Origin of the sequence: Pseudomonas sp. 32_A, from assembly GCF_017490905.1 — a bacterium.
Classification (GTDB): Bacteria; Pseudomonadota; Gammaproteobacteria; order Pseudomonadales; family Pseudomonadaceae; genus Aquipseudomonas; species Aquipseudomonas inefficax.
Genome location: NZ_JAFGYI010000005.1, coordinates 129,804 through 154,314, shown reverse-complemented (window position 1 = coordinate 154,314; position 24,511 = coordinate 129,804). Strand labels below are relative to the sequence as shown.

The window sequence follows — 24,511 nt, the reverse complement described above, 5'->3', positions numbered from 1 at the left end:
TCATGAATGCCGCCAAACGCCTGGAGATCTTTCGCAGGCTGCACGAAGACAACCCCGACCCGAAGACCGAACTGGCCTACACCACCCCGTTCGAACTTCTGGTCGCCGTGACGCTGTCCGCGCAGTCCACCGATGTCGGCGTCAACAAGGCCACTGCACGCCTGTTCCCGGTCGCCAACACCCCCGAGACCATCTATGCGCTGGGCGTCGAAGGCCTGAGTGAGTACATCAAGACCATTGGCTTGTACAACAGCAAGGCCAAGAACGTCATCGAAGCCTGCCGGCTGCTGATCGAACGCCATGACAGCCAGGTACCACAAACCCGCGAAGCCCTGGAGGCGCTACCCGGCGTGGGTCGCAAGACCGCCAACGTAGTGCTCAACACAGCGTTCCGCCAGCCGACCATGGCCGTGGATACCCATATCTTCCGGGTCAGTAACCGCACAGGCATCGCGCCAGGCAAGACAGTGCTGGAGGTGGAGAAGAAGCTGATCAAGTTCGTACCAAAGGATTATCTGCTCGACGCTCACCACTGGCTGATCCTGCACGGGCGCTATGTATGCCAGGCGCGCAAGCCACGCTGTGGCAGCTGTCGGATCGAAGATTTGTGCGAGTACAAGCACAAGACCTCTGACGATTGAGCCGACAGCTGAAAACCACTTGCGGCGATTGAAAAAATCTTTTTTACCAGCGTCTGCTTTCTGGTTATAAGGACGGCCAATGGCCCCTTGGCTTGGAGCGACTCATGAGTAGCGATAAAGACGACCTGCCGATCGAAGATGATTTTGTTGCCGTGGATGACGAAGCGGAACCCCAGCTGGAAACCGCAAAGACCAACCTGAGCAAACGCCGCACCATCGACAATATGCTTGAAGAAAGGCGCCTGCAGAAGCAGCTGGCCGACTTCGACTACGATCTGTAACCCGGGCAAAGCCTCCTGGCTGGAGGCTTCACGGCCTTGGCGGTCAGTTCAACCCTTGCCGTTGCGCCAGCTCGATCAGGTCGACCAGCGACCGCGCATTGAGCTTGAGCAACAGGCGTGACTTGTAGGTACTGACCGTCTTGTTGCTGAGGAACATGCTGTCGGCAATCTCCTTGTTGGAACGCCCTCGCGCCAGCTGTTGCAGCACTGTCATCTCGCGCGCCGAAAGGCGGTTGACCATATCCGTCTCGCTTCCGCCCCTTCCTCGTGACACATGCAGGGCCTGGTTGGGGAAATAGCTGTACCCCGACAAAACGGCCTTGATGGCGCTCAGCAGTTCTGTGAGTTCCTGCTGCTTGCACACATACCCTGCCGCCCCCGCCTGCATGCAGCGCATCGAAAAGTTGCCGGGGGCCTGTGATGTCAGCACCAGCACCTTGCTGCCCGGGCTGAAGGCCGTCATGCGGCCGATCACCTCCAGGCCATCCAGCTTGGGGATACCGATATCGAGCACCACGATATCCGGCAGGTGTTGCCGTGTCAGTTGCAACGCAGCCACTCCGTTGTCCGTTTCCGCCACGACGTCATACCCATGCCGCTCCATCAGCATGCGTACGGCCAGGCGTATGACCGGATGATCATCCACGATAAGCACTTTATTCATGCGATATCCATTCATTGCTTTTGCTTTGGCACGCCAAGATAACCTACAGAGCGCTTGCTGGCGCGGCGATTTAGCGGCGAAACAAATGAACAGATGGAACCTACAACACTTACAGAAATTTCCTACACTCAATTGATGTACTTGTAACAATCAAATTCCTTGTTACCAAATGAACAGTATCACCGACCTGAAAGTGCACTCACTTGAAAACCGGCCAATACCTGATGAAATAACCACTCAAATACGCTGAATAGACATTTCGTCTGCAATTCGAGCGATTACTCTCACCCGGGAAACAATCCAGTCTTTAGTTGAGCATCGTCAAAAGGTAAAGATGTGCAAAATCGCTGGAGACGACCCATATGCACCAAGTACAACCTGTCGCCCCGCTGACGATCATTGCCATCTTCGCAGGGATTATCGAAGCCTCGGCCCTTGCCACATTGCCGTTTCTCAGCGAGTCCAGCCAAAAGCTCTACACCTGGTTCCTGGTAGGCTTCCCATTCTTCCTGACGGCACTGTTCTTCCTCACGCTCAACTTCAATTACAAGTCGTTCTACGACCCGTCGCCAAACACAAAGGCAAACGGCAAGGCGTCGACACAGAGCGATGTCGCCAAACATGCGATGCCCGGTGATACCAGCGAAGCGCTGCAGGGCGAGCCTGTCACATTCATGTTTTCCGGCCCTGATGCCTGTCGCTTGATGGAACAGCAACTACTATCCGCCCTTGCCCAACCGCCTCAACCAACGCGCACCTGGCGCTTTTGCAACCTGGACAGACGCCAGTGCGCGCAACTATCGATCAGCGCGCTTGATGGACAGGTGGCGAACGACGGCCATTGAATGCCCCAGGCTTTCCACAGGGCAAAAAAAACCCCGGCCTGCGCCGGGGTTCTTGCTGCACATGCCAGCGATCAGAGCAGCGAGCGGCCCTTGTTGGCAGCAATGCGCATACGCAGGGCGTTGAGCTTGATGAAGCCCGCAGCGTCCGCCTGGTTGTAGGCGCCGCCATCTTCTTCGAAGGTAGCGATGGTGGCGTCGAACAGCGAGTCGTCCGACTTGCGGCCGACAACGGTGACGTTACCCTTGTACAGCTTCAGGCGTACCACGCCGTTCACGTTGACCTGCGACGCGTCGATCATCTGCTGCAGCATCAGACGCTCCGGGCTCCACCAGTAGCCGGTGTAGATCAGGCTGGCGTACTTCGGCATCAGCTCATCCTTCAGGTGAGCGACTTCGCGGTCCAGGGTGATCGACTCGATGGCACGGTGGGCCTTGAGCATGATGGTGCCACCTGGGGTCTCGTAGCACCCACGCGACTTCATGCCGACGTAACGGTTCTCGACGATGTCCAGACGGCCGATGCCATTGGCACCACCGATACGGTTCAGGTCGGCCAGGACGGTGGCCGGGGTCTTCTCGACGCCGTCGATGGCTACGATGTCACCGTTGCGGTAGGTCAGCTCGATGTAGGTAGCCTGGTCCGGGGCGTTCTCGGGCGAGACGCTCCAGCGCCACATGTCTTCTTCGTGCTCGGTCCAGGTATCTTCCAGAACACCGCCTTCGTAGGAGATGTGCAGCAGGTTGGCGTCCATCGAGTACGGCGACTTCTTCTTGCCGTGGCGCTCGATCGGGATGCCGTGCTTCTCGGCGTAGTCCATCAGCTTCTCGCGGGACAGCAGGTCCCACTCACGCCATGGGGCGATGACCTTGACGCCTGGCTTCAGGGCGTACGCACCCAGTTCGAAACGCACCTGGTCGTTGCCTTTGCCGGTGGCGCCGTGGGAAATGGCGTCGGCGCCGGTTTCGTTGGCGATTTCGATCAGGCGCTTGGCGATCAGCGGACGGGCGATGGAAGTACCCAGCAGGTACTCGCCCTCGTAGACGGTGTTGGCGCGGAACATCGGGAACACAAAATCACGCACGAATTCTTCGCGCAGGTCGTCGATGTAAATCTCTTTAACGCCCATTGCCTGGGCCTTGGCACGAGCCGGCTCGACCTCTTCGCCCTGCCCCAGGTCAGCGGTGAAGGTCACCACTTCGCAGTTGTAGGTATCCTGCAGCCACTTGAGAATCACCGAAGTATCAAGGCCGCCGGAATACGCCAGTACGACCTTTTTTACGTCCGCCATGCCATCACTCCACGGGGTTGTACGGAAAGGGATCGATTCTAACGACGTTACGGATAAATTTACAGTGGGGCGACAGCTTCTGACGACAAAGCGACAGGAACTTTCGGAAGGGCGACTTACCGTCGGAAAGTATGAAGTGCCGTGTAGGAGCGGCCTTGTGTCGCGATGGGCTGCGCAGCAGCCCCGGCAATTTTCGCTGCTTGGCTGAGATCCGGGGGCTGCTGCGCAGCCCATCGCGACACAAGGCCGCTCCTACAGAAAGCCCTGCAGACTTCATGACTTGGCAGGCGTTGGCTCAGGAGCCTTTTCGACAGGTTTTTCACCCGGCTTCTCGATCACCGTCACCCGATCCAGTTCGATATTCACCCGCCGGTTACGCGCCCGGTTGGCTGCACTGTTGTTCTTGGCCAACGGGTAACGTTCGCCATGGAAACGCACGGTAATCTGCTCCTCCGGAACGCCATGGGCCTTGAGGTAGTCGGCCACCGCCAGTGCCCGGCGGCGCGACATGTCGCGATTGGTCAGGCGGTTGCCACTGTTGTCGGAGTGGCCGTTGAGCTCGACATGGTTCACCGTCGGGTCAGCCTTCATGTAGTCGAGAATCACATCCAGCCGCGCCTTGGCCGAGGCATCCAGCTCGAAGCCTCCCCCCGGGAAGCCCACCTGGGTCTGACGCACCTGATCGTAGTTCATCGGCAGCAGCTTGCCGGCACAGGCCTGATAGTCGTTGTAGGCCTTGGCAAAGCTGACCGGCAGTACCCGCACTTCCATCGGCCTGCCCGCCTCGCCGGCGTAATTGCGTATCACCGTGCTGCGCCCATCGAGCAAGCCATTGATCAGGCGACTGGCCTGGCCCTGGGAGGAACTGAACAACAGCCCGGTGCGGGCCATGCGCACGCTGCCCAGGTTGATGTCGCTGCGCCCGGGTTGCCACGGTGCAGCAGCTGCCAGCAATGTGGCCGTGCCCGCACCCAGTACGTTGCTGTCCGAGCGCAGCTGGAACACCGGCTGCTCGCCCGCGCGGCGCACGAACTCGCCACTGCCGAAACCGTCGATAGGCTGGATCAGCCGGCATTCGAACTGGTCACCCTCGACCTTCCAGGCAATGTTCTCCATGCGCGTCTGGAAGGTCAGTGCACCGGCCGGCAGGCTGGCGAACAGGGTCAACAGGGCTAGGTAACGCTGGCGCACGGGCGGCTCCACAAATTCTGACGGCTTACCTGCAGGCTATCGGACGCCTGGCTGAAAACTTGATAGCCGTGCTCCACCCAGGGTTTTCCGGTAGCATTGGCGCTTGAGTTCGACCCGCCTGGAATCCCCAATGTCCGATCGCCTGACCCTCCTGCGTCCCGACGACTGGCACATCCATCTGCGCGATGGTGCCGTCCTGCCCCACACCGTTGGCGACGTGGCGCGTACTTTCGCCCGTGCCATCATCATGCCCAACCTGGTTCCGCCGGTACGCAATGCCTCCGAGGCCGGCGCCTACCGTGAGCGCATCCTGGCCGCCCGCCCGGCTGGCAGCCGCTTCGAGCCGCTGATGGTGCTGTACCTCACCGACCGCACCAGCCCCGAGGACATCCGCGCGGCCAAGGCCAGCGGTTTCGTGTACGCCGCCAAGCTGTACCCGGCCGGCGCCACCACCAATTCCGACTCGGGCGTGACCAGCATCGACAACATCTTCCCGGCCATCGAAGCGTTGGCGGAAGTTGGCATGCCGCTACTGGTGCATGGCGAAGTGACCCGCAGCGAGATCGACGTGTTCGACCGCGAGAAGCGCTTCATCGACGAGCACATGCGCCGTGTGGTCGAGCGCTTCCCGACGCTGAAGGTGGTGTTCGAGCACATCACCACCAGCGATGCCGCGCAGTTCGTCACCGAGGCCCCGGCCAACGTCGGCGCGACCATCACCGCGCAGCACCTGCTGTACAACCGCAACCACATGCTGGTTGGCGGCATTCGCCCGCACTTCTATTGCCTGCCGATCCTCAAGCGCAACACCCATCAGGTGGCGCTGCTTGACGCAGCCACCAGCGGCAACCCGAAGTTCTTCCTGGGTACCGACTCTGCCCCGCACGCCCGTCACGCCAAGGAAGCCGCCTGCGGTTGCGCCGGTTGCTACACCGCCTACGCAGCCATCGAGATGTACGCCGAAGCATTCGAGCAGCGTAACGCGCTGGACAAACTGGAAGGCTTCGCCAGCCTGCACGGTCCGGCGTTCTACGGCCTGCCGGCCAACACCGACACCATTACCCTGGTTCGCGAAGAATGGACCGCCCCGGACAGCCTGCCTTTTGGCGAGCAGACCGTGGTCCCGCTGCGCGCCGGCGAAAAACTGCGCTGGCGCCTGCTGGAGGAAAACGCGTGAGCGAAGACCTCTACGAAGACGACCTGGACACCCAAGGCAGCAGCGGCTCGCGCCACCCGATGGCCGAGCGCTTCCGCGGCTATCTGCCGGTAGTGGTGGATGTTGAAACCGGCGGCTTCAACAGCGCTACCGATGCCCTGCTGGAAATTGCCGCAGTCACCATCGGCATGGACGAAAAGGGCTTCCTGTTCCCCGAGCACACCTACTTCCACCGGGTGGAGCCATTCGAGGGCGCCAACATCGAGGCGGCTGCGCTGGAGTTCACCGGGATCAAACTGGACCACCCGCTGCGCATGGCGGTCAGCGAGGAAAGCGCGCTGACCGACATCTTCCGTGGCGTACGCAAGGCGCTCAAGGCCAATGGCTGCAAGCGGGCAATCCTGGTCGGCCACAACAGCAGCTTCGACCTGGGCTTCCTCAATGCGGCGGTGACACGCAATGACCTGAAGCGCAACCCGTTCCACCCGTTCTCCAGCTTCGACACCGCTACGCTGGCCGGCCTGGCTTATGGCCAGACCGTACTGGCGCGGGCCTGCCAGAGCGCCGACATTGACTTCGACGGACGTGAGGCGCACTCGGCGCGTTATGACACCGAGAAGACGGCCGAGCTGTTCTGCGGCATCGTCAACCGCTGGAAAGAGATGGGCGGCTGGCGCGACTTCAACGACTGAGTTGGGATCGCATTCGCGGGTAAACCCGCTCCCACAAGGATCCACATTGGCTCAGACCTGTGGCTCTCCTGTGGGAGCGGGTTTACCCGCGAAGAGGCCGGCACAGGAAGGCACAAAAAAACCGGCCACCAGGGCCGGTTTTTTCATGCTCGCGGCAATTACAGCTTGCCAGCGTTCTCGCTCAGGTAGGCAGCAACGCCTTCCGGCGAAGCGTTCATGCCTTTGTCGCCTTTTTTCCAGTTGGCAGGGCAGACTTCGCCGTGCTCTTCGTGGAACTGCAGGGCGTCGACCAAGCGCAGCAGCTCGTCCATGTTGCGGCCCAGAGGCAGGTCGTTGACGATCTGCGAACGGACAACACCGTTGGTGTCGATCAGGAAGGCGCCACGGAAGGCCACGCCGCCTTCGGACTCGACGTCGTAGGCCTTGCAGATTTCGTGGGTCATGTCGGCAGCCAGGGTGTATTTGACCTGGCCGATACCGCCGTTGTTGACCGGGGTGTTACGCCAGGCGTTGTGGGTGAAGTGCGAGTCGATCGACACGCCGATCACTTCCACGTTGCGTGCCTGGAAGTCAGGGATGCGGTTGTCCAGGGCGATCAGCTCGGACGGGCAGACGAAGGTGAAGTCCAGCGGGTAGAAGAACACCAGGCCGTACTTGCCCTTGATGGCCGAAGCCAGGTTGAAGCTGTCGACGATCTCGCCATTGCCCAGCACGGCCGGCACGGTGAAATCGGGGGCTTTCTTACCAACGAGTACGCTCATTGTAATCTCCTGATGAGGGTGAAAAACCGTTTGCCGGGCCAGACGGGCTTGCCCGACATCCAACAAAGGCTGACCATCATACACGGCTTCTGGTGACAGGCCGACTCCAACGACGAAGCAACCGCCGGTCGCTCAAGCACGGCCATTTCAGAAACCACTTTGACAAGCATTCTCATTAACATTAAGCTCCACTCCATCGAGCCCACCAACGATGGTCAGCCTTTATGTATGTGTGTCTTTGTGTCGGCGTTACCGACGGACAGATCCGCGATGCGATCTATGAAGGATGCTGCAGCTACAAGGAAGTGCGAGCCGCGACCAACGTCGCCAGCCAGTGTGGCAAATGTGCCTGCGTGGCCAAGCAGGTGGTCCGCGAAACGTTGACCGAGCTTCAGGTCAGCCAGGCAGCCCTGCCCTACCCCGTGGAATTTACCGCGGCCTGAAAACCCAGAATTCGAAGAACCGGACCTTGCGTCCGGTTTTTTTATGTCTGCAATTCAATAAGTTAGCGCTTCAACGCGGTTCACAAACATTCTTATTTCCATTAATTTTCATTTATTATTCAAGAACTTAGGTTTGACACACCCAAGTATCGGGCTCAAACTTCCCTGTATTGGCACATCTCTACAGGGCAGGAACCCGACATGAAAGGCGACGTAAGCGTCATCCAGCATCTCAACAAGATCCTCGGAAACGAGCTGGTCGCGATCAACCAGTACTTCCTGCACGCACGCATGTACGAAGATTGGGGCCTGAACAAACTCGGCAAGCACGAGTACAAGGAATCCATCGACGAGATGAAGCACGCTGACAAACTGATCAAGCGTATTCTCTTCCTCGAAGGCATCCCCAACGTCCAGGACCTGGGCAAGCTGCTGATTGGCGAGCACACCAAGGAAATGCTCGAGTGCGACCTGAAGATCGAACAGAAAGGCCTGGTCGACCTCAAAGCAGCCATCGCCCATTGCGAAACCGCTGGCGACTTCGGCTCGCGTGACATGCTCGAAGACATCCTCGAATCCGAGGAAGAACACATCGACTGGCTGGAAACCCAGCTGGGGCTGATCGACAAGATCGGTATCGAGAACTACCTGCAGTCGCAGATGGGCGAAGAATAGAATTTCGCCCCATAAAAAAACCCGCCATGTGCGGGTTTTTTTATGTCTGCCGGAAATCAGGCCTCGGAAGCCTTGGCCTTGGCAGCCGCTTCCTTGATCAGGGTCTGCAGCTCACCCTTCTCGAACATTTCCAGCATGATGTCGCTGCCGCCGACCAGTTCACCAGCTACCCACAGCTGCGGGAAGGTCGGCCAGTTGGCGTATTTTGGCAAATTCGCACGGATTTCCGGGTTCTGCAGGATGTCGACGTAGGCGAACTTCTCGCCACAACCCATCACGGCCTGCGATGCACGCGCAGAGAAGCCACACTGCGGGGCATTCGGCGAGCCTTTCATGTAAAGCAGAATGGTGTTGTTGGCAATCTGCTCTTTGATCGTTTCGATGATATCCATGTAGCACCTCGGCTGAACTTTCCGACGCGGTCGTCGGCACGGTGACGCATTGTAACGGAAAGCCGAGCAGCATGCTCGGCCTTACCATTCCTTACGCGGCCTCTACCTGCACGGGTACGCCATTGAGGGCCGCATTGCCGGAAACCTGGTCACGCAGGCGCTCATCGGTGAGGTCGTTGGCGCTCACGCCAGGTTGCGCCTGGGCGATCTGCATGTGCACGCCCTGACGAGAGTGACCGAAGCCATGAGGCAGGCTGACCACACCCGGCATCATGTCCTCGCAGGCCTGCACCTCGACTTCAAGGTCCCCGGTACGCGAGCGGATACGAACCCGCTGGCCGTCCTGCAGCTGCCGCTGCTGCAGGTCCTGCGGGTGCATCAACAACTGATGTCGCGGTTTGCCTTTCACCAGCCGATGAAAATTGTGCATCCACGAATTGTTGCTGCGTACATGACGACGGCCGATCAGCAGCAGCTCGCCCGGCGCCGGAGGGGCTTGTTGCGCCAGCCGGCCGAGGTCGTCCAGCAGTACCTGGGGCGCCGCTTCGACTGCCTTGCTGGCAGTCGTCAGGCGTGCAGCGAGATTGGCACGCAATGGCCCAAGGTCGAGGCCATGCGGGTGCTTGTCCAGCGCTGCCAGCGACAACTGCCAGGGCGTCGCTTCACCATAGCGCCCCTTGCGCAAGGCCAGGTCGATCATCTGCGCTGGAGCCCAGGTCGGCTTCAATTCCAGCTCGGCGCGTTTGGCGAACGCTTGGGCCAGCCCGACGAAAATCTCCCAGTCATGCAATGCGCCTTCGGGCTTGGCCAGGATCGCCCGATTGAAGCGTGTCACGTTGCGCACGGCCAGCAAGTTGAACGTGCTGTCGTAATGGTCGTTTTCCAGCGCCGAGGTGGAGGGCAGGATCAGATCGGCATGGCGGGTGGTTTCGTTGATGTACAGGTCGATGCTGAGCATGAATTCCAACCCCTCCAGCGCCACATCCAGCTGGCGGCCGTTCGGCGTGGACAGCACCGGGTTGCCGGCCACCGTCACCAGCGCGCGCACCTGCCCTTCGCCGGGTGTGAGCATTTCCTCGGCCAAGGCCGCCACGGGCAGTTCGCCGCCGTACTCGGGCAAGCCCGACACCCGGCTCTGCCAAGCGTTGAAATGGCCACCCGAGGTGGTCGCCACCAGGTCGACGGCAGGCTCGGTGCACAACGCGCCGCCTTCACGGTCAAGGTTGCCGGTCACCAGGTTGATCAGTTGCACCAGCCAGTGGCAAAGGGTGCCGTAGGCTTGGGTCGAAACCCCCATGCGGCCGTAGCACACCGCCCTGTCGGCCGCGGCGAAGTCCCGTGCCAGCTGGCGGATGTCTGTCGCGGCAATGCCACAGTGCCCACTCATGGCCTCCGCGCTGAACGGCGCGATCGCTTCGCGCACCTGCTGCAGGCCGGCGACCGGCAAGTGCGAGCCGCGCGCCAGGCCTTCAGCGAACAGGGTATTGAGCAAGCCACACAACAAGGCCGCATCCCCTCCAGGGCGAATGAACAGGTGACTGTCGGCCATCGCCGCTGTTTCGCTGCGTCGCGGGTCCACCACCACCAGGCGCCCACCCCGGGCCTGCAGGGCTTTCAGTCGTTTTTCCACATCCGGCACGGTCATGATGCTGCCGTTGGATGCCAGCGGGTTGCCGCCAAGGATCAGCATGAAACCGGTCTGGTCGATGTCCGGGATCGGCAGCAGCAGGCCATGGCCGTACATCAGGTGGCTGACCAGGTGCTGCGGCAACTGGTCCACCGAGGTGGCAGAGAAGCGGTTGCGGGTTTTCAACAGGCCCAGGAAGTAGTTGCTGTGGGTCATCAGGCCGTAGTTGTGCACGCTCGGGTTGCCTTGGTACACCGCCACGGCATTGCGCCCACGGGCCCGCTGGATCGCCCACAGCCTGTCGGCGGCCAGGGCAAAGGCTTCGTCCCAGCCGATGGCCTGCCAATGCTCGCCCACCCGCTTGTGCGGTTGGCGCAGGCGGTCGGGGTCATTCTGGATGTCCTGCAAAGCCACGGCCTTTGGGCAGACATGGCCACGGCTGAACGGGTCCTGGGGGTCGCCCTTGATCGAACTGATCAGCGCCCGCCCGTCGACGTCATGGCTGACTTCGATGTTCAGCCCACAGATCGCTTCGCACAGGTGACAGGCACGGTGATGCAGGGTCTTGGTCATGGCCGCCTCTGCCTTGTTGTTATGGAGGATGTGTAGAGGGTTGTCGAACATCGACTATGCGCCCAGCACCGGCCACCGGCCAGCGCGCTTCGTGGCGTGAATCCACCGACATCAGGCACACGATTTGCGACAGCCATTTGCCAAATTGCCGGCAAGCCGTGTACAACCCTCTGTAGCAAATAAAAAACAGCACTGCCCGTCGGGTAAAGACACCCTTTGCAACACCCTTTGATACTGGGCAGCTGTTTCCCCTCTTGGCTTCAGGCGACATTTACTTATAGTATTGCGCCTTTCCCTATTTCGTCCGCCCCCGTGCGGCTTACGCCGCAGGTCACTCCCGTTGTCAAAAAAAACCATACGGTCGACCTGCATACAGTTGCAGATAAGGTAGTCAATCATGAGCGCTAGGCACTTTCTCTCCCTGCTGGACTTCACCACCGACGAATTGCTCGGTGTGATCCGCCGCGGCATCGAGCTGAAGGACCTGCGCAAGCGAGGCGTGCTGTTCGAGCCCCTGAAGAACCGCGTGCTGGGCATGATCTTCGAGAAGTCCTCGACCCGTACCCGCGTGTCGTTCGAGGCCGGCATGATCCAGCTCGGCGGCCAGGCCATCTTCCTGTCCCCGCGCGACACCCAGCTGGGCCGTGGCGAGCCGATCGGCGACAGCGCCATCGTGCTGTCGAGCATGCTCGATGTGGTGATGATCCGTACCCACGCCCACAGCACCCTGACCGAATTCGCCGCCAATTCGCGTGTGCCGGTGATCAACGCGCTGTCCGACGAGTCGCACCCATGCCAGCTGCTGGCCGACATGCAGACCTTCCTCGAACATCGCGGCTCGATCCAGGGCAAGACCGTCGCCTGGATCGGTGATGGCTTCAACATGTGCAACTCGTACATCGAGGCAGCCAGGCAGTTCGACTTCCAGCTGCGCATCGCCTGCCCGGAAGGCTACGAGCCGGACCCACGCTTCATGGCCATTGGTGGTGAGCACGTGCAGATCGTGCGTGACCCGAAGGAAGCCGTGCGCGGCGCCCATCTGGTGACCACGGATGTCTGGACTTCCATGGGCCAGGAGGAGGAAACTGCACGGCGCCTGGCGCATTTCGCGCCTTACCAGGTCACCCGCGAACTGCTCGACCTGGCGGCACCCGACGCCCTGTTCATGCACTGTCTGCCAGCCCACCGTGGTGAGGAAATCAGCCATGACCTGCTCGACGACCCACGTTCGGTCGCCTGGGACCAGGCTGAAAACCGCCTGCATGCACAGAAGGCCCTTCTCGAATTCCTTGTAGAACCGGCTTACCACCACGCATGAGTCAACCCCTACTGCTCAACCTGCGCAACCTCGCCTGCGGCTATGGCGACCAGCGCATCGTCCAGAACCTCAATCTGCACCTGAACGCAGGCGACATCGGTTGCCTGCTGGGTTCATCCGGTTGCGGCAAAACCACTACCCTGCGCGCCATCGCCGGTTTCGAACCCGTGCACGACGGCGAGATCCAGCTGGCCGGCGAGGTCATTTCCCGGGCCGGCTTCACCCTGGCCCCGGAAAAGCGCCGCATCGGCATGGTGTTCCAGGATTACGCGCTGTTCCCGCACCTGACCGTGGCGCAGAACATTGCCTTCGGCATCGCCAAGCACCCGCGCCAGGCCGAGGTCATCGAAGAGATGCTCGAGCTGGTCAAGCTGGGCGGCCTGGGCGGGCGCTACCCGCATGAACTGTCCGGCGGCCAACAGCAACGGGTCGCCCTGGCCCGTGCACTGGCACCGGAGCCGCAACTGCTGCTGCTCGACGAACCATTCTCCAACCTCGACGTGGAACTGCGCCGGCGCCTGAGCCATGAGGTTCGCGACATTCTCAAGAGCCGCGGCACCAGCGCCATCCTGGTGACCCATGACCAGGAAGAGGCCTTTGCCGTCAGCGACCAGGTCGGCGTTTTCAAGGAAGGCCGCCTGGAACAATGGGACACACCCTACAACCTTTACCACGAGCCGCAGACGCCGTTCGTGGCCAGCTTCATTGGCCAGGGGTATTTCATCCGTGGGCAGATGATCAGCCACGAGGCGGTCAATACCGAGCTGGGTGAATTGCGCGGCAACCGTGCCTACATCATGGCGCCGGGCAGCTCGGTGGATGTGCTGCTGCGCCCTGACGATATCGTCCATGCACCGGGCAGTGCGCTGCAGGCGAACATCGTCGGCAAGAGCTTCCTTGGAGCATCGACCCTGTACCGCCTGCAGTTGCCGACCGGCAGCCAGCTGGAGGCGATCTTCCCTAGCCATAACGACCATCAGGTCGGTGAGGATGTGGGAATTGCGGTCAAGGCCGATCACCTGGTGCTGTTCCCGGTCCCGGGCAGCGTGGCGGCGCAGTTGCCGCGGCAGGAGAACGGCGTGCGCCGGTACAGCTCGGCGACCTGATTCGAAATTTTGGGGCCGCTTTGCGGCCCTTTCGCCGGCAAGCCAGCTCCCACAGAATCACCACATGCCCTGAAGGCAACGCTGTACCTGTGGGAGCTGGCTTGCCGGCGATGGACTGCAAAGCAGCCCCAAGATTCTCAGCCTCTACCGATCCCGGCAAACTTGCCCTGGGTGTGCTCGGCCAGCACTACGGCCGCCAATTCCACTTCCAAGCCACGCCGCCCGGCGCTGACATGGATGGTTGCAAAGTTCTGCGCCGAGTCATCGATAAAGGTGCGCAGGCGCTTCTTCTGCCCCAGCGGGCTGATCCCCCCTACCAGGTACCCCGTGGCCCGCTGTGCCGCCGCCGGGTCGGCCATCTCGCACTTCTTCACGCCCGCGGCATGGGCCAGGGCCTTGAGGTCCAGCGTACCCACCACGGGCACCACCGCCACAAGCAATTCTCCCTTCTCGCTGCTCGCCAGCAAGGTCTTGAATACCTGCTGCGGGTCGAGACCGAGCTTTTCCGCCGCCTCAAGGCCATATGACGCCGATTTTGGGTCATGTTCGTAACTGTGCACACGGTGCTCGGCACGGTGTTTCTTCAACAGGTCTAGGGCGGGGGTCATGCAGGGGCTCCGGTCGGGACAGCTCGGCGGCTACTTTAGGACAATTCCCACACCGCAGCCAGCGCACCGCAATTGCGCGCCTCTAGTACGCGGATCCGCACCTGAAATCAGCATCCAGATCGTGACCGACCGTTCACTTTCGACCTTTGACATCAGCGTTTCTTGTCTATATTTTTTCGTTTCTGAATAAATGGTGCACTTTTAAGGTGCAATTCCTACATCTGCCTGGGGTCAACGGGGATAGACTCCGGGCTTTGCTGTCGAGCGCCACGCGCCTCACAACAAAAAAAACGAGGTCATACATGACGACTGCTCTACGCCAACCTGCGCTTTCCAGCCAATGCCTGGCCGAGTTCCTCGGCACTGCACTGCTCATCTTCTTCGGTACCGGCTGCGTCGCCGCGCTCAAGGTCGCGGGCGCCAGCTTCGGCCTGTGGGAAATCAGCATCATCTGGGGCGTGGGCGTCAGCATGGCGATCTACCTGACCGCCGGGATTTCCGGCGCGCACCTGAACCCGGCGGTGAGCATCGCCCTCACCCTGTTCGCCGGCTTCGACAAGCGCAAGCTGCCCTTCTACATGCTGGCCCAGGTGTGCGGCGCGTTCTGTGGCGCAGCATTGGTCTATACGCTGTACAGCAACCTGTTCTTCGATTTCGAACAGGCCCATGCCATGTTGCGCGGTAGCGAAGCCAGCCTGGAGCTGGCCTCGGTGTTCTCCACCTACCCGCACCCATCGTTATCCACCGGCCAGGCGTTCCTGGTCGAAGTGATCATCACCGCCATCCTGATGGCCGTGATCATGGCCTTGACCGACGACAACAACGGTCTGCCGCGCGGCGCCATGGCCCCACTGCTGATCGGCCTGCTGATCGCCGTGATCGGCAGCGCCATGGGCCCGTTGACCGGCTTTGCCATGAACCCGGCACGCGATTTCGGGCCAAAACTCATGACCTTCCTGGCCGGTTGGGGCGAAATCGCCTTCACTGGCGGTCGGGACATGCCTTATTTCCTGGTTCCAGTGTTCGCACCGATCCTTGGCGCCTGCCTGGGCGCCGCGACCTATCGCGGCTTGATCGCCCGCAACCTGCCAATGGCAGCCGCTGTGAACCCTGAGACAAATGACAATCGCCAGGGCGATACTCAAGTCAATTGACGCCGGCATCACGCCCAGCCCTGACCCCCCTATTTTCGCAAGGCCTACGACCATGACAGACACCCAGGATAAGAACTACATCATCGCCCTGGACCAGGGCACCACCAGTTCGCGGGCCATCATTTTCGACCGCGACGCCAATGTGGTGGGCACCTCCCAGCGCGAGTTCGCCCAGCATTACCCGCAGGCGGGCTGGGTCGAGCACGACCCGATGGAAATCTTCGCCACGCAGAGCGCGACCATGGTCGAGGCCCTGGCCCAGGCGGGCATCAGCCATGCCCAAGTCGCGGCACTGGGTATCACCAACCAGCGTGAAACTACCGTGGTGTGGGACAAGGAAACCGGCCGTCCGGTGTACAACGCCATCGTCTGGCAGTGCCGCCGCAGCACCGAAATCTGCGCGCAGCTCAAGCGCGACGGCCATGAAGACTACATTCGCGAAGCCACTGGCCTGGTCACCGACCCGTACTTCTCCGGCACCAAGCTGAAGTGGATCCTCGACAATGTCGAGGGTGCCCGCGAACGCGCCGAGCGCGGCGAACTGCTGTTCGGCACCATCGATACCTGGCTGATCTGGAAGTTCTCCGGTGGCAAGGTACATGTCACCGACTACACCAACGCCTCGCGCACGCTGATGTTCAACATCCACAGCCTGCAATGGGACGACAAGCTTCTGGAAATCCTCGGTATCCCACGGCAGATGCTGCCCGAGGTACGCCCTTCTTCCGAGGTATACGGCCACACCAAGAGCGGCATCGCCATTGCCGGTATCGCCGGTGACCAGCAGTCGGCACTCTTCGGCCAGATGTGCGTGGAGCCGGGCCAGGCCAAGAACACCTATGGCACCGGCTGCTTCCTGCTGATGAACACCGGCGATCAGGCGGTGAAATCGTCCCATGGCCTGCTCACCACCATTGCCTGCGGCCCCCGAGGCGAAGTGGCTTACGCGCTGGAGGGCGCGGTGTTCAACGGTGGTTCCACCGTGCAGTGGCTGCGTGACGAACTGAAGATCGTCAACGACGCACTGGATACCGAATACTTCGCCAGCAAGGTCAAGGACAGCAACGGCGTATACCTGGTGCCCGCCTTCACCGGCCTGGGTGCACCGTACTGGGACCCGTATGCCCGTGGCGCACTGTTCGGCCTGACCCGTGGCGTGAAGGTGGACCACATCATCCGCGCCGCACTGGAATCGATCGCCTACCAGACCCGCGATGTGCTCGACGCCATGCAGCAGGACTGCGGGCAACGCCTGTCCGAGCTGCGCGTGGACGGCGGTGCGGTGGCTAACAACTTCCTCATGCAGTTCCAGGCCGACATCCTGGGCACCTGCGTGGAGCGGCCGAAGATGCGCGAAACCACGGCGCTGGGTGCGGCCTACCTGGCAGGCCTGGCCTGTGGTTTCTGGAGCGGCCTGGACGAACTGCGCGACAAGGCGATCATCGAGCGCGAGTTCAGCCCGCAGCTGGATGAAACGCAGAAAGAGAAGCTGTATGCCGGCTGGAGGAAGGCAGTGGACCGTACCCGTGACTGGGAAGATCACGAGGCCTGATGCCCGGCGCGCAAGCTTGCCCAAATCCTGTGGGAGCGGGTTTACCCGCGAAGATGGCACCGGCTGCGCCGGTGTTCGCGGCTGAAGCCGCTCCCACAGGGACCAGTACAGCTTTTGGGTTTTGTGCATGACGAGCGCCGCAGCAAGGACCGCGTGAAGCAACGGGCCTGTTAGTCTACTGGTCGTAATCCCCGTCCTACGGCATCATTGCAGCATTTGTCCGGCAGCCCCAAAGGACCGCCCATGAATCTGCCCCCTCGCCAACAACAAATCCTCGAACTGGTGCGCGAACGCGGTTACGTCAGTATCGAAGAAATGGCGCAGCTGTTCGTCGTTACACCGCAAACCATCCGCCGTGATATCAACCAGTTGGCCGAGCTCAACCTGCTACGTCGCTACCACGGGGGCGCGGCCTACGACTCGAGCATCGAGAACACCGCATACGCCATGCGCGCCGACCAGATGCGTGACGAAAAGCAACGCATCGCCGAAGCCGTGGCCCGGCAGATTCCCGACCATGCCTCGCTGTTCATCAATATCGGCACCACCACCGAATCCATCGCCCGGGCGCTGCTCAACCACAACCACCTGAAGGTCATCACCAACAACCTGCACGTCGCCGCGATCCTTGCTGCCAAGGACGATTTCGAAGTGCTGGTGGCGGGTGGCACGGTGCGCCGTGATGGCGGCGTTGTCGGCCAGGCCAGTGTCGACTTCATCAACCAGTTCAAGGTCGACTTCGCCCTGGTGGGCATCAGCGGCATCGATGAAGATGGCAGCCTGCTCGATTTCGACTACCAGGAAGTGCGGGTGTCCCAGGCGATCATCGCCAATGCCCGACAAGTGATCCTTGCTGCCGACTCCAGCAAGTTCGGGCGCAACGCCATGGTGCGCATGGGCTCGATCAGCCTGGTCGACTGCCTGGTGACCGACCAGGCGCCAACACCAGCCCTCACCCAGCTGCTGAACCAATACAAGATACGCCTCGAAGTAGTTTGAGCCGCCAGCGGGCTGTAAGCGGCCCGCCATTTTCGTAAATGTTCACTTTATTGTCATCTGATCAGTTTTTTCTATAAAGACTGACTGGCGACCGGCTTTCTGTTGCGCTAGTATTTTCGAAAACGAACATCAATGTTCATATTCGATGTGAACAGCCCCAGGAGGCCTTGCCCGTGTCCCAGCCCGTTTCGTCCCAGCCCCCAGTCGCCGACTGCTATGACCTCGTCGTGATCGGCGGCGGCATCAATGGCGTGGGCATCGCTGCCGACGCCGCCGGGCGTGGCCTCAAGGTATTTCTCTGCGAAAAGGACGACCTGGCCCGGCACACCTCGTCGGCCAGCAGCAAACTGATCCACGGCGGCCTGCGCTACCTGGAGCACTACGAGTTCCGCCTGGTGCGTGAAGCGCTGGCCGAGCGCGAAGTGCTGCTGGCCAAGGCCCCGCATATCGTCAAACCAATGCGCTTCGTGCTGCCGCACCGCCCGCACCTGCGCCCGGCCTGGATGATCAGCGCCGGCCTGTTCCTGTATGACCACCTGGGCAAGCGCAAGCGCCTGGGCGCCTCGCGCAGCCTGCGCTTCGGCCCGGGCTACCCGCTCAAGCCGGCGATCACCCGCGGCTTCGAGTACGCCGACTGTGCCGTGGACGACGCTCGCCTGGTAGTGCTCAACGCCATGGCTGCCCGCGAACATGGCGCGCAGATTCGTACCCGTACCCGCTGCCTGCGCGCCGAGCGTTCAGATGGCCTGTGGCAGGTTGAACTGCAGCATGCCGACGGCAGCTTGCAGAGCATTCGCGCCCGCGCCCTGGTCAACGCCGCCGGCCCCTGGGTCGCCAGCTTCATCAAGGACGACCTCAAACTCGACGCGCCTTACGGCATCCGCCTGATCCAGGGCAGCCACATCATCGTGCCGCGCCTGTACGAAGGCGAACATGCCTACATCCTGCAGAACGAAGACCAGCGCATCGTTTTCTGCATCCCCTACCTCGACCGCTTCACCCTGATCGGCACCACCGACCGCGAATACAGCGGCGACCCGGCCAAGGTGGCGATCACCGAGCAGGAAACCGACTACCTGCTGAATGTAGTGAACCAGCACTTCAATCACCAGTTGAGCCGCAGCGATATCCTGCACACCTACTCAGGCGTTCGCCCGCTGTGCAACGATGAGTCGGACAACCCCTCCGCGGTCACTCGCGACTACACCTTGGCGTTGTCCGCAGGCGAAGGCCAGGCACCCTTGCTGTCGGTGTTCGGCGGCAAGCTGACCACCTACCGCAAGCTGGCCGAGTCGGCCATGGGCGAGCTGAAGCCGTTCTTTACCCAGATGCGAGGCAGCTGGACAGCTGAGGCCGCGCTTCCCGGAGGTGAAAACATGACCACCGTCCAGGCCCTTGTCGACGCCATCCTGGCGCGCTGTGGCTGGTTGCCGGTAGACATCGCCAAACGCTGGGCAGTTACCTACGGCAGCCGCGTCTGGCGCCTGCTGGATGGCGTGCATGGGCCTGAAGATCTCGGCCAGTCGATTGGCGGTGGCTTGTTCAGCCGCGAAGTGGACTACCTGTGCAACGAAGAATGGGCATGCGACGCCGAAGACATTCTCTGGCGCCGCACCAAGCTGGGGCTGTTCACCAGCGCCAGCGAACAGCAAGTACTCAGGGAGTATCTGCAACAACGCGGACAAGATCAGGCACGCATCCAAGCGGCCTGATCGGTGCCGCCTCGCAGCCTTCAGGCGCGGGGCGGTTTACACTAGGTCGCATAGCGCGAGCGCGCCCACACTTCGGTGGTCAGGTTGCGCATCAAGTTCGACTCTTCTGCAGCGTGCTGCTGCATCAGGGACCGTGCTCGCTCGTCATACTCGTGTTCCTGGCCAGCCCTGGCCTGTTCTTCGAGTACCTCCAGGCGATCATGGTACGGCGCGCCCAGCACCTCGAAACGCTCCGGGAAAGTTTCGCGCAGGTAGCTCTGCCAGAAGGGGCGTTCGACAAGTGCGTCCAACATGGCAACCGGGGTACTGGAACGCAGTACCTCAAGTTCCGCATGGCTCAGGTCGGCCATGGTCACATTGGCGAATGAGGCAAAGTGCATTTCATCGGGCGGTACCGGCAAGTCGAGTGCTCCCGCTAGCCGCGAGCGGTAGTACAACCGCACCTCGATGTCATCGACCCTGCGCAAGCCCTCCTGGCGCAACCGCTGTACATGCCTGTTGGCGATCTCGTCCAGCAAGTCCAGGCGGTGCAATTGCCGCCCCAGACGCAACAACCGATTCGCCCTCAGCTCAGTGGGTATCCCCTCGATACCCCGGTAGGCCAGGATGCCGACTTCCAGCTGGTTGAGCATCAGCAACAGGCGGTCCTCGCAACTGCGCGGCGCATCGGCTTCGCGGAACAATAACTCACGTAATGCTTCGTTGTTTTCGCAGGCATCAAGGATGCGCCATATGCGACGACGGAAATAGCGCGGGTGGGATTCGAAATCCTCACTTTCGGCAAAGTCGGCCAGGAACCTGAACAACCCACCCGAACCAGGCTCTTCAGTCAGGCGATCCCAGGTAGCTTCCCGCTGACTCCTGAGCAGATCGCTCCTGGACATGACCCAGTTAGCCCGGGTCTGCTCATCGACCACCTCATGGGTATAAGCTGCACTGCCTCTGGCAGCGCGTCGTTGAAACCACGTGCTTCGTCCAGATATTGCACACTGCTTTCCGTCAACGGGTTGTCATGAAGGTTCAGGCGCTGAAGACGCAAGCGCAGGCCGCGCATTTCCCGTTGCAACTCGCTGATCCTGTTGTCACGCAAATCGATATGGGCGCGCAACGTCACGTTTTCATGGACCTGGCGGATATCCACCTGCCCGGTAGAGCGTAACCGCACATCGCGAACATGCGGCAAGGCGGAGAGGTCCGGCATGCCATTGAGCGGGTTGTAGCTCAATATCAACGTATCAAGGCGGCGTAACTGGGCCAGGCGCTGGCTGCCCGTCTCGTCCATGACGATACGGTTGTTGCCCAGGTCCACCCTTCTGAGCTGGGTCAGGCGCTCGATTCCGTCCGGCACCTGGACAAGCTGATTACCGCTCAGGTCGAGATCGACAAGGTTCGGGAACAGGCTGAGGAACTGGGCGTCGATGGCCGGCAGCTGCATATTGCGCAAAGCCAGACGGCGCACATGCACAAAATCCACACCTGCCGGCAAGGTCGGCAACGCCCCTACCTGCTCGCCTTCGATGGTCAGTTCGTACTGATCGTTGCTATCGACCAACTTGCGTCGCCAACTGCGCCGCAGTGTGTCCGCAACACGGCGACGACGGATGGCATCGATCGGTGTCCGCCAGCCGGCCTGCCATTGTCGCAATGCCTCACGCAGCTCGGTGAGTTACTGGCGCGAAGTGTTTCCAGAAGGGAAGCACTGCTGTGATCCAGAATTTCCTGAGCCCCTCTGGGCGACAGGCCCTTGAATGCCTCCATCAATTGCTTCCCGTCATCCGAAGGCGTTTCACTCAGCGTTTGCAGTTCGTCCTCGAACGCAGTGCCGGTGAGGGCTGGATACCGTCGGCCCAGCTCGATGCGCTCATGGATGTCCAGCAACCGCGCCGGAGGGGCTGCATCTTCCAGGCTCAAGCGCCGCAACTGAGCAAGTTGAATGCCGGTAACTTCGAGCATTAAGCTGGCATCATCCGACAAGGTATCGGCAAAGTGCTCTCCTTGCAGTTGATCGAGCAACGCCAACACCTGCTCTTCAACAGGTGCATAACGAGGCGCTCGACCCAGCTTCACACCGCCCTCAGGCGTTACTTTTGGCGCCAACCCATCGACAAAAGGTAGCCGCCTCGCTATGTGGACCGCCCCTGCGGTCACACCTGCCAGTACCAGACCCTGCGCAACGGCAAACAGATGGTCCAGCGCCCCTTGACGATCACCCAACTGCCAGTCCTGATATCCCTCATACACCTCATCAAGCAGCTGCACCGCGCCAACGGCCAACATCAGCTCGCCCAGCCCGGGCACGAAGAAAGCTGCCATACCCAGCAGGTCCAGACCCGCGCTGGCCATTTCCTGCAAACGCTTGTGCCTGGTCATTCGATCTTCAACCCCCGTCGGGACAGCGAGGTAGCAAGCGTCATCGAATATTTTTGCCATCAGCAATGCTCGTACATGAGCGAACATTTCGCCGTCGACAGGCCGATTTCGTCCGTCCAGTTCCATTGGCTTGCCGGGCTCCGATGCGGCCAGCAAGCGCATCAGGTTCTTCTCGAACTGGCTTTTGTCCTGCGCCTTGATGAAACGGCCGAAGAACCGACGGAAAGACTGCTGCTGCAGGCGAATGGAAAAAGCGCTGTACACTTCATCCCATGAGTCGTAATAACGCAGGCTTTTTTCTGGGTCATCAGGAATCCAGACAATGATTTCGTCAATGTCTGCATCCGGCGCAGGCCGCCATTCGAAGGCGACAACCCCGACCATACATTTGCCCAGCAGATACAGTTGGCTGGGTGTCAGCGTACCTCCCCGGTATGTCGGTGAGGGCGACTTGAAGACCTTTTGCAGCCGCTGCAGATCCCGCTCGTCCAGTTCACCCTTTAACCGTCCCTGATACAGCGAAACCTGCATCTGGGTACGCACGCTGCTCTCGAACAGCTGCTCTATCTGCCTTCCGGCCTGATGCTCAGGTTGATTGCGACCGGCCTTGGGGTGCAGGAGCCGCTTCAGGAGCGACTGATACTGCCCGCCAATGTCCAGCGTGCGAGTCAGCCTGGCAAAATCCTCATACGTCATGGCCAGCCTTACCCCGTTCGGGTCGACAAGATGGGCCTTGCGCATCAGCCATGGCAGGGTTTCATGCTCTTCGAAATTATGCAGCGCGGCCGCAAGAAGGCTCTGCCGCGTTGAATACGTGATCCTTGGCTGATAAAGCTTTTCCGCAGCCGAAGGGAGAGGAAATTCTTCGGAAACGACCACGCACGCCCGTCGTGTGTCGATATCACCAAGCCCCTGCTCCAGCAAAGCCTGCTGCAGCAGCGGGGCGGCGAAGTCTTCAAGGCCAGGGATGCTGCCAAGCAAGTGCTTCAAGTCATTTGCACTTTGTTGCTGCGCCCGCAGCGCCTGGTGATAAGCGCTGATGTGATGCTTTTCGGCAGTTGTCAGCCAAGCAGGTAGTTGCCGCGCGATCAGATGATCGATAGAGGTCGTGGGGATGCTTTGCGCAGTTGCCATGTTGGTGTTCTCCGTACCTGAAAGGTTCAGGACACCACGCTGCTGGTGCGTACTGGCGGTATATAAAGCCCCTCGGCCTGCCAGGCACCCGGACACCTTCGTTCGGATTCCCGAACAGCAACTAGCAACTCATTCGGAAACCCGTTCGAAAAAAGCGGTAAAACCTAGGCCAAAAAAGATTAATCCCATGGATTTTCGCGGCGTTATGATCGTTATCAGAGCTTGGCACGACTCATGCTCTACACTTGGTAGCCGAATGCACTCGCTTCTAGCGGTATTCGTTGAACGAAAGAGTCCGCCAACGGCTCCATAAAAAAAACAAACACGTCGAGGAAAATTTGATGCGCATCGTTCGTCAATTGCTGGGCGCCGCCATCGCGGCCGCTGTGATCGCTTCGCCGGCCATGGCCGAAGAACTGACCGGCACCCTGAAGAAGATCAAGGATTCGGGCACCATCACCCTGGGCCACCGCGACTCCTCCATCCCGTTTTCCTACCTGGCCGGCAAGCCCGAGCCCGTGGGTTACTCGCATGACATCCAGCTGGCCGTCGTCGAGGCCCTGAAGAAGCAGCTGGGCACGGACATCAAGGTCCGTTACAACCTCGTCACCTCGCAGACCCGCATCCCGCTGGTGCAGAACGGCACCGTGGACCTGGAGTGCGGCTCCACCACCAACAACGTCGAGCGCCAGCAGCAGGTCGGCTTCTCGGTCGGTATCTTCGAAGTCGGTACCCGCCTGCTGACCAAGGTCAAGGACGGTCAGCCAGCATACAAGGACTTCCCGGACCTGGCCGGCAAGAACGTGGTGACCACCGCTGGTACCACCTCCGAACGCATCCTCAAGGCGATGAACGCCGACAAGCAGATGAAGATGAACGTGATTTCCGCCAAGGACCACGGTGAAGCCTTCAACATGCTCGAAAGCGGCCGAGCCGTGGCCTTCATGATGGACGACGCCCTGCTCGCCGGTGAAATGGCCAAGGCTCGCAAGCCGGCGGACTGGGTCATCACCGGTACCCCACAGTCGTACGAAATCTACGGCTGCATGGTGCGCAAGGATGACGCGGCCTTCAAGAAAGCGGTCGATGACGCCATCGTCGGCTACTTCAAGTCGGGTGAAGTCAACAAGAGCTACGACAAGTGGTTCCAGCAGCCAATCCCGCCAAAGGGCCTGAACCTGCAGTTCCCGATGAGCGACGAGCTGAAGAAACTGATCGCCGAGCCGACCGACAAGGCTGCGGACGAGAAGAAGTCCTGACTCTCAGATAGTGGCCTGGTGCTCAACAGCACCAATCAATACTGCAGGCCACTCATTAGTGTCTAACCT

At 60.7% G+C, this 24,511-nt stretch carries 24 protein-coding genes; 14 read left to right on the top strand and 10 right to left on the bottom strand.

Translation table 11 applies throughout. The annotated features are described in order from the left end of the window. Positions 1-2 precede the first annotated feature (2 nt). Together nth and J5M58_RS05220 are read left to right on the top strand one after the other, a co-directional pair. The gene (gene nth / locus J5M58_RS05225; protein WP_112250605.1) at positions 3-641 is read left to right on the top strand and encodes an endonuclease III; all 639 of its coding nucleotides are present in this window, start codon (positions 3-5) and stop codon (positions 639-641) included. A gap of 104 nt (positions 642-745) precedes the next feature. Further along, positions 746-922: a PA3496 family putative envelope integrity protein gene (locus J5M58_RS05220; RefSeq protein WP_207877365.1), complete on the top strand. Its 177-nt coding sequence runs from the start codon at positions 746-748 to the stop codon at positions 920-922. A gap of 43 nt (positions 923-965) precedes the next feature. Here J5M58_RS05220 and J5M58_RS05215 read toward each other — a convergent pair whose 3' ends face one another. Then, on the bottom strand, positions 966-1,586 hold the full coding sequence (locus J5M58_RS05215) for a response regulator transcription factor (protein ID WP_112250603.1): 621 nt from the start codon (positions 1,584-1,586) through the stop codon (positions 966-968). Between the two features lie 362 nt (positions 1,587-1,948). Here J5M58_RS05215 and J5M58_RS05210 point away from each other — a divergent pair, with 362 nt between their 5' ends. Further along, a complete protein-coding gene (locus J5M58_RS05210; protein WP_112250601.1) occupies positions 1,949-2,431 on the top strand; it encodes a hypothetical protein in 483 nt (160 codons plus the stop codon). A gap of 71 nt (positions 2,432-2,502) precedes the next feature. Here J5M58_RS05210 and J5M58_RS05205 read toward each other — a convergent pair whose 3' ends face one another. Beyond that, positions 2,503-3,720, bottom strand: coding sequence for an argininosuccinate synthase (locus tag J5M58_RS05205; protein WP_112250600.1), 1,218 nt, complete (start codon positions 3,718-3,720; stop codon positions 2,503-2,505). 273 nt (positions 3,721-3,993) lie between these two features. Continuing rightward, a complete protein-coding gene (locus J5M58_RS05200; protein ID WP_112250599.1) occupies positions 3,994-4,911 on the bottom strand; it encodes an OmpA family protein in 918 nt (305 codons plus the stop codon). Between the two features lie 130 nt (positions 4,912-5,041). Between J5M58_RS05200 and pyrC the strand changes: the two genes are divergently transcribed. Both pyrC and rnt read left to right on the top strand, forming a co-directional pair. After that, positions 5,042-6,088: a dihydroorotase gene (gene pyrC / locus J5M58_RS05195; RefSeq protein WP_112250598.1), complete on the top strand. Its 1,047-nt coding sequence runs from the start codon at positions 5,042-5,044 to the stop codon at positions 6,086-6,088. Further along, positions 6,085-6,759: a ribonuclease T gene (rnt, locus tag J5M58_RS05190; RefSeq protein WP_003258010.1), complete on the top strand. Its 675-nt coding sequence runs from the start codon at positions 6,085-6,087 to the stop codon at positions 6,757-6,759. The genes pyrC and rnt overlap by 4 nt, the downstream gene beginning before the upstream one ends. Before the next feature lie 158 nt (positions 6,760-6,917). Here rnt and J5M58_RS05185 read toward each other — a convergent pair whose 3' ends face one another. After that, positions 6,918-7,520, bottom strand: coding sequence for a peroxiredoxin (locus J5M58_RS05185; RefSeq protein WP_003254945.1), 603 nt, complete (start codon positions 7,518-7,520; stop codon positions 6,918-6,920). A gap of 224 nt (positions 7,521-7,744) precedes the next feature. Between J5M58_RS05185 and J5M58_RS05180 the strand changes: the two genes are divergently transcribed. Next, positions 7,745-7,963 (top strand): bacterioferritin-associated ferredoxin, encoded by a 219-nt coding sequence (locus tag J5M58_RS05180; RefSeq protein ID WP_003254947.1) that lies wholly within the window; start codon positions 7,745-7,747, stop codon positions 7,961-7,963. 201 nt (positions 7,964-8,164) lie between these two features. After that, positions 8,165-8,638 carry a bacterioferritin gene (bfr, locus tag J5M58_RS05175; RefSeq protein ID WP_003258014.1) on the top strand — a complete coding sequence of 158 codons (474 nt, stop codon included), beginning with the start codon at positions 8,165-8,167 and terminating at the stop codon, positions 8,636-8,638. Between the two features lie 56 nt (positions 8,639-8,694). Here the strand turns inward: bfr and grxD are convergent, their stop codons facing one another. Together grxD and J5M58_RS05165 are read right to left on the bottom strand one after the other, a co-directional pair. Beyond that, a complete protein-coding gene (gene grxD, locus J5M58_RS05170) occupies positions 8,695-9,030 on the bottom strand; it encodes a Grx4 family monothiol glutaredoxin (RefSeq protein WP_003254949.1) in 336 nt (111 codons plus the stop codon). A 91-nt stretch (positions 9,031-9,121) separates the two neighbouring features. Beyond that, positions 9,122-11,230, bottom strand: coding sequence for a molybdopterin-dependent oxidoreductase (locus J5M58_RS05165; RefSeq protein ID WP_112250597.1), 2,109 nt, complete (start codon positions 11,228-11,230; stop codon positions 9,122-9,124). A gap of 397 nt (positions 11,231-11,627) precedes the next feature. Between J5M58_RS05165 and argF the strand changes: the two genes are divergently transcribed. Together argF and J5M58_RS05155 are read left to right on the top strand one after the other, a co-directional pair. Then, a complete protein-coding gene (gene argF / locus J5M58_RS05160) occupies positions 11,628-12,548 on the top strand; it encodes an ornithine carbamoyltransferase (RefSeq protein WP_112250596.1) in 921 nt (306 codons plus the stop codon). After that, positions 12,545-13,654, top strand: a complete 1,110-nt coding sequence (locus J5M58_RS05155) for an ABC transporter ATP-binding protein (protein ID WP_025340392.1) — start codon at positions 12,545-12,547, stop codon at positions 13,652-13,654. The genes argF and J5M58_RS05155 overlap by 4 nt, the downstream gene beginning before the upstream one ends. Positions 13,655-13,791: 137 nt before the next feature. Here J5M58_RS05155 and ybaK read toward each other — a convergent pair whose 3' ends face one another. Beyond that, positions 13,792-14,262, bottom strand: coding sequence for a Cys-tRNA(Pro) deacylase (gene ybaK, locus J5M58_RS05150; protein WP_105945838.1), 471 nt, complete (start codon positions 14,260-14,262; stop codon positions 13,792-13,794). A 302-nt stretch (positions 14,263-14,564) separates the two neighbouring features. On the opposite strand from ybaK, the gene J5M58_RS05145 reads away from it, so the two are divergent. The 4 genes from J5M58_RS05145 (at position 14,565) to glpD (ending at position 19,679) form a co-directional block, all read left to right on the top strand. Then, a complete protein-coding gene (locus tag J5M58_RS05145) occupies positions 14,565-15,416 on the top strand; it encodes an MIP/aquaporin family protein (protein WP_112250595.1) in 852 nt (283 codons plus the stop codon). A 52-nt stretch (positions 15,417-15,468) separates the two neighbouring features. After that, positions 15,469-16,968: a glycerol kinase GlpK gene (gene glpK, locus J5M58_RS05140; RefSeq protein ID WP_112250594.1), complete on the top strand. Its 1,500-nt coding sequence runs from the start codon at positions 15,469-15,471 to the stop codon at positions 16,966-16,968. A 243-nt stretch (positions 16,969-17,211) separates the two neighbouring features. Next, positions 17,212-17,967 (top strand): DNA-binding transcriptional repressor GlpR, encoded by a 756-nt coding sequence (gene glpR / locus J5M58_RS05135; RefSeq protein WP_046614760.1) that lies wholly within the window; start codon positions 17,212-17,214, stop codon positions 17,965-17,967. A 173-nt stretch (positions 17,968-18,140) separates the two neighbouring features. Beyond that, positions 18,141-19,679, top strand: a complete 1,539-nt coding sequence (gene glpD / locus J5M58_RS05130; protein WP_207877363.1) for a glycerol-3-phosphate dehydrogenase — start codon at positions 18,141-18,143, stop codon at positions 19,677-19,679. A 41-nt stretch (positions 19,680-19,720) separates the two neighbouring features. On the opposite strand, the gene J5M58_RS27830 is transcribed toward glpD, so the two are convergent. Genes J5M58_RS27830 through J5M58_RS27820 form a run of 3 tightly spaced genes read right to left on the bottom strand, consistent with a single transcriptional unit; the run spans position 19,721 to position 23,183 of the window. Next, positions 19,721-20,563 (bottom strand): NEL domain-containing protein, encoded by an 843-nt coding sequence (locus tag J5M58_RS27830; RefSeq protein ID WP_243432201.1) that lies wholly within the window; start codon positions 20,561-20,563, stop codon positions 19,721-19,723. After that, complete coding sequence (locus J5M58_RS27825; RefSeq protein ID WP_243432200.1) at positions 20,509-21,231, bottom strand: leucine-rich repeat domain-containing protein; 723 nt, start codon at positions 21,229-21,231, stop codon at positions 20,509-20,511. The genes J5M58_RS27830 and J5M58_RS27825 overlap by 55 nt, the downstream gene beginning before the upstream one ends. Next, a complete protein-coding gene (locus J5M58_RS27820) occupies positions 21,201-23,183 on the bottom strand; it encodes a DUF6543 domain-containing protein (protein ID WP_243432199.1) in 1,983 nt (660 codons plus the stop codon). Before J5M58_RS27820 ends, J5M58_RS27825 begins: the two co-directional genes overlap by 31 nt. Before the next feature lie 341 nt (positions 23,184-23,524). On the opposite strand from J5M58_RS27820, the gene J5M58_RS05120 reads away from it, so the two are divergent. Then, positions 23,525-24,442 (top strand): glutamate/aspartate ABC transporter substrate-binding protein, encoded by a 918-nt coding sequence (locus J5M58_RS05120; protein ID WP_112250592.1) that lies wholly within the window; start codon positions 23,525-23,527, stop codon positions 24,440-24,442. The last annotated feature ends 69 nt before the right edge of the window (positions 24,443-24,511 follow it).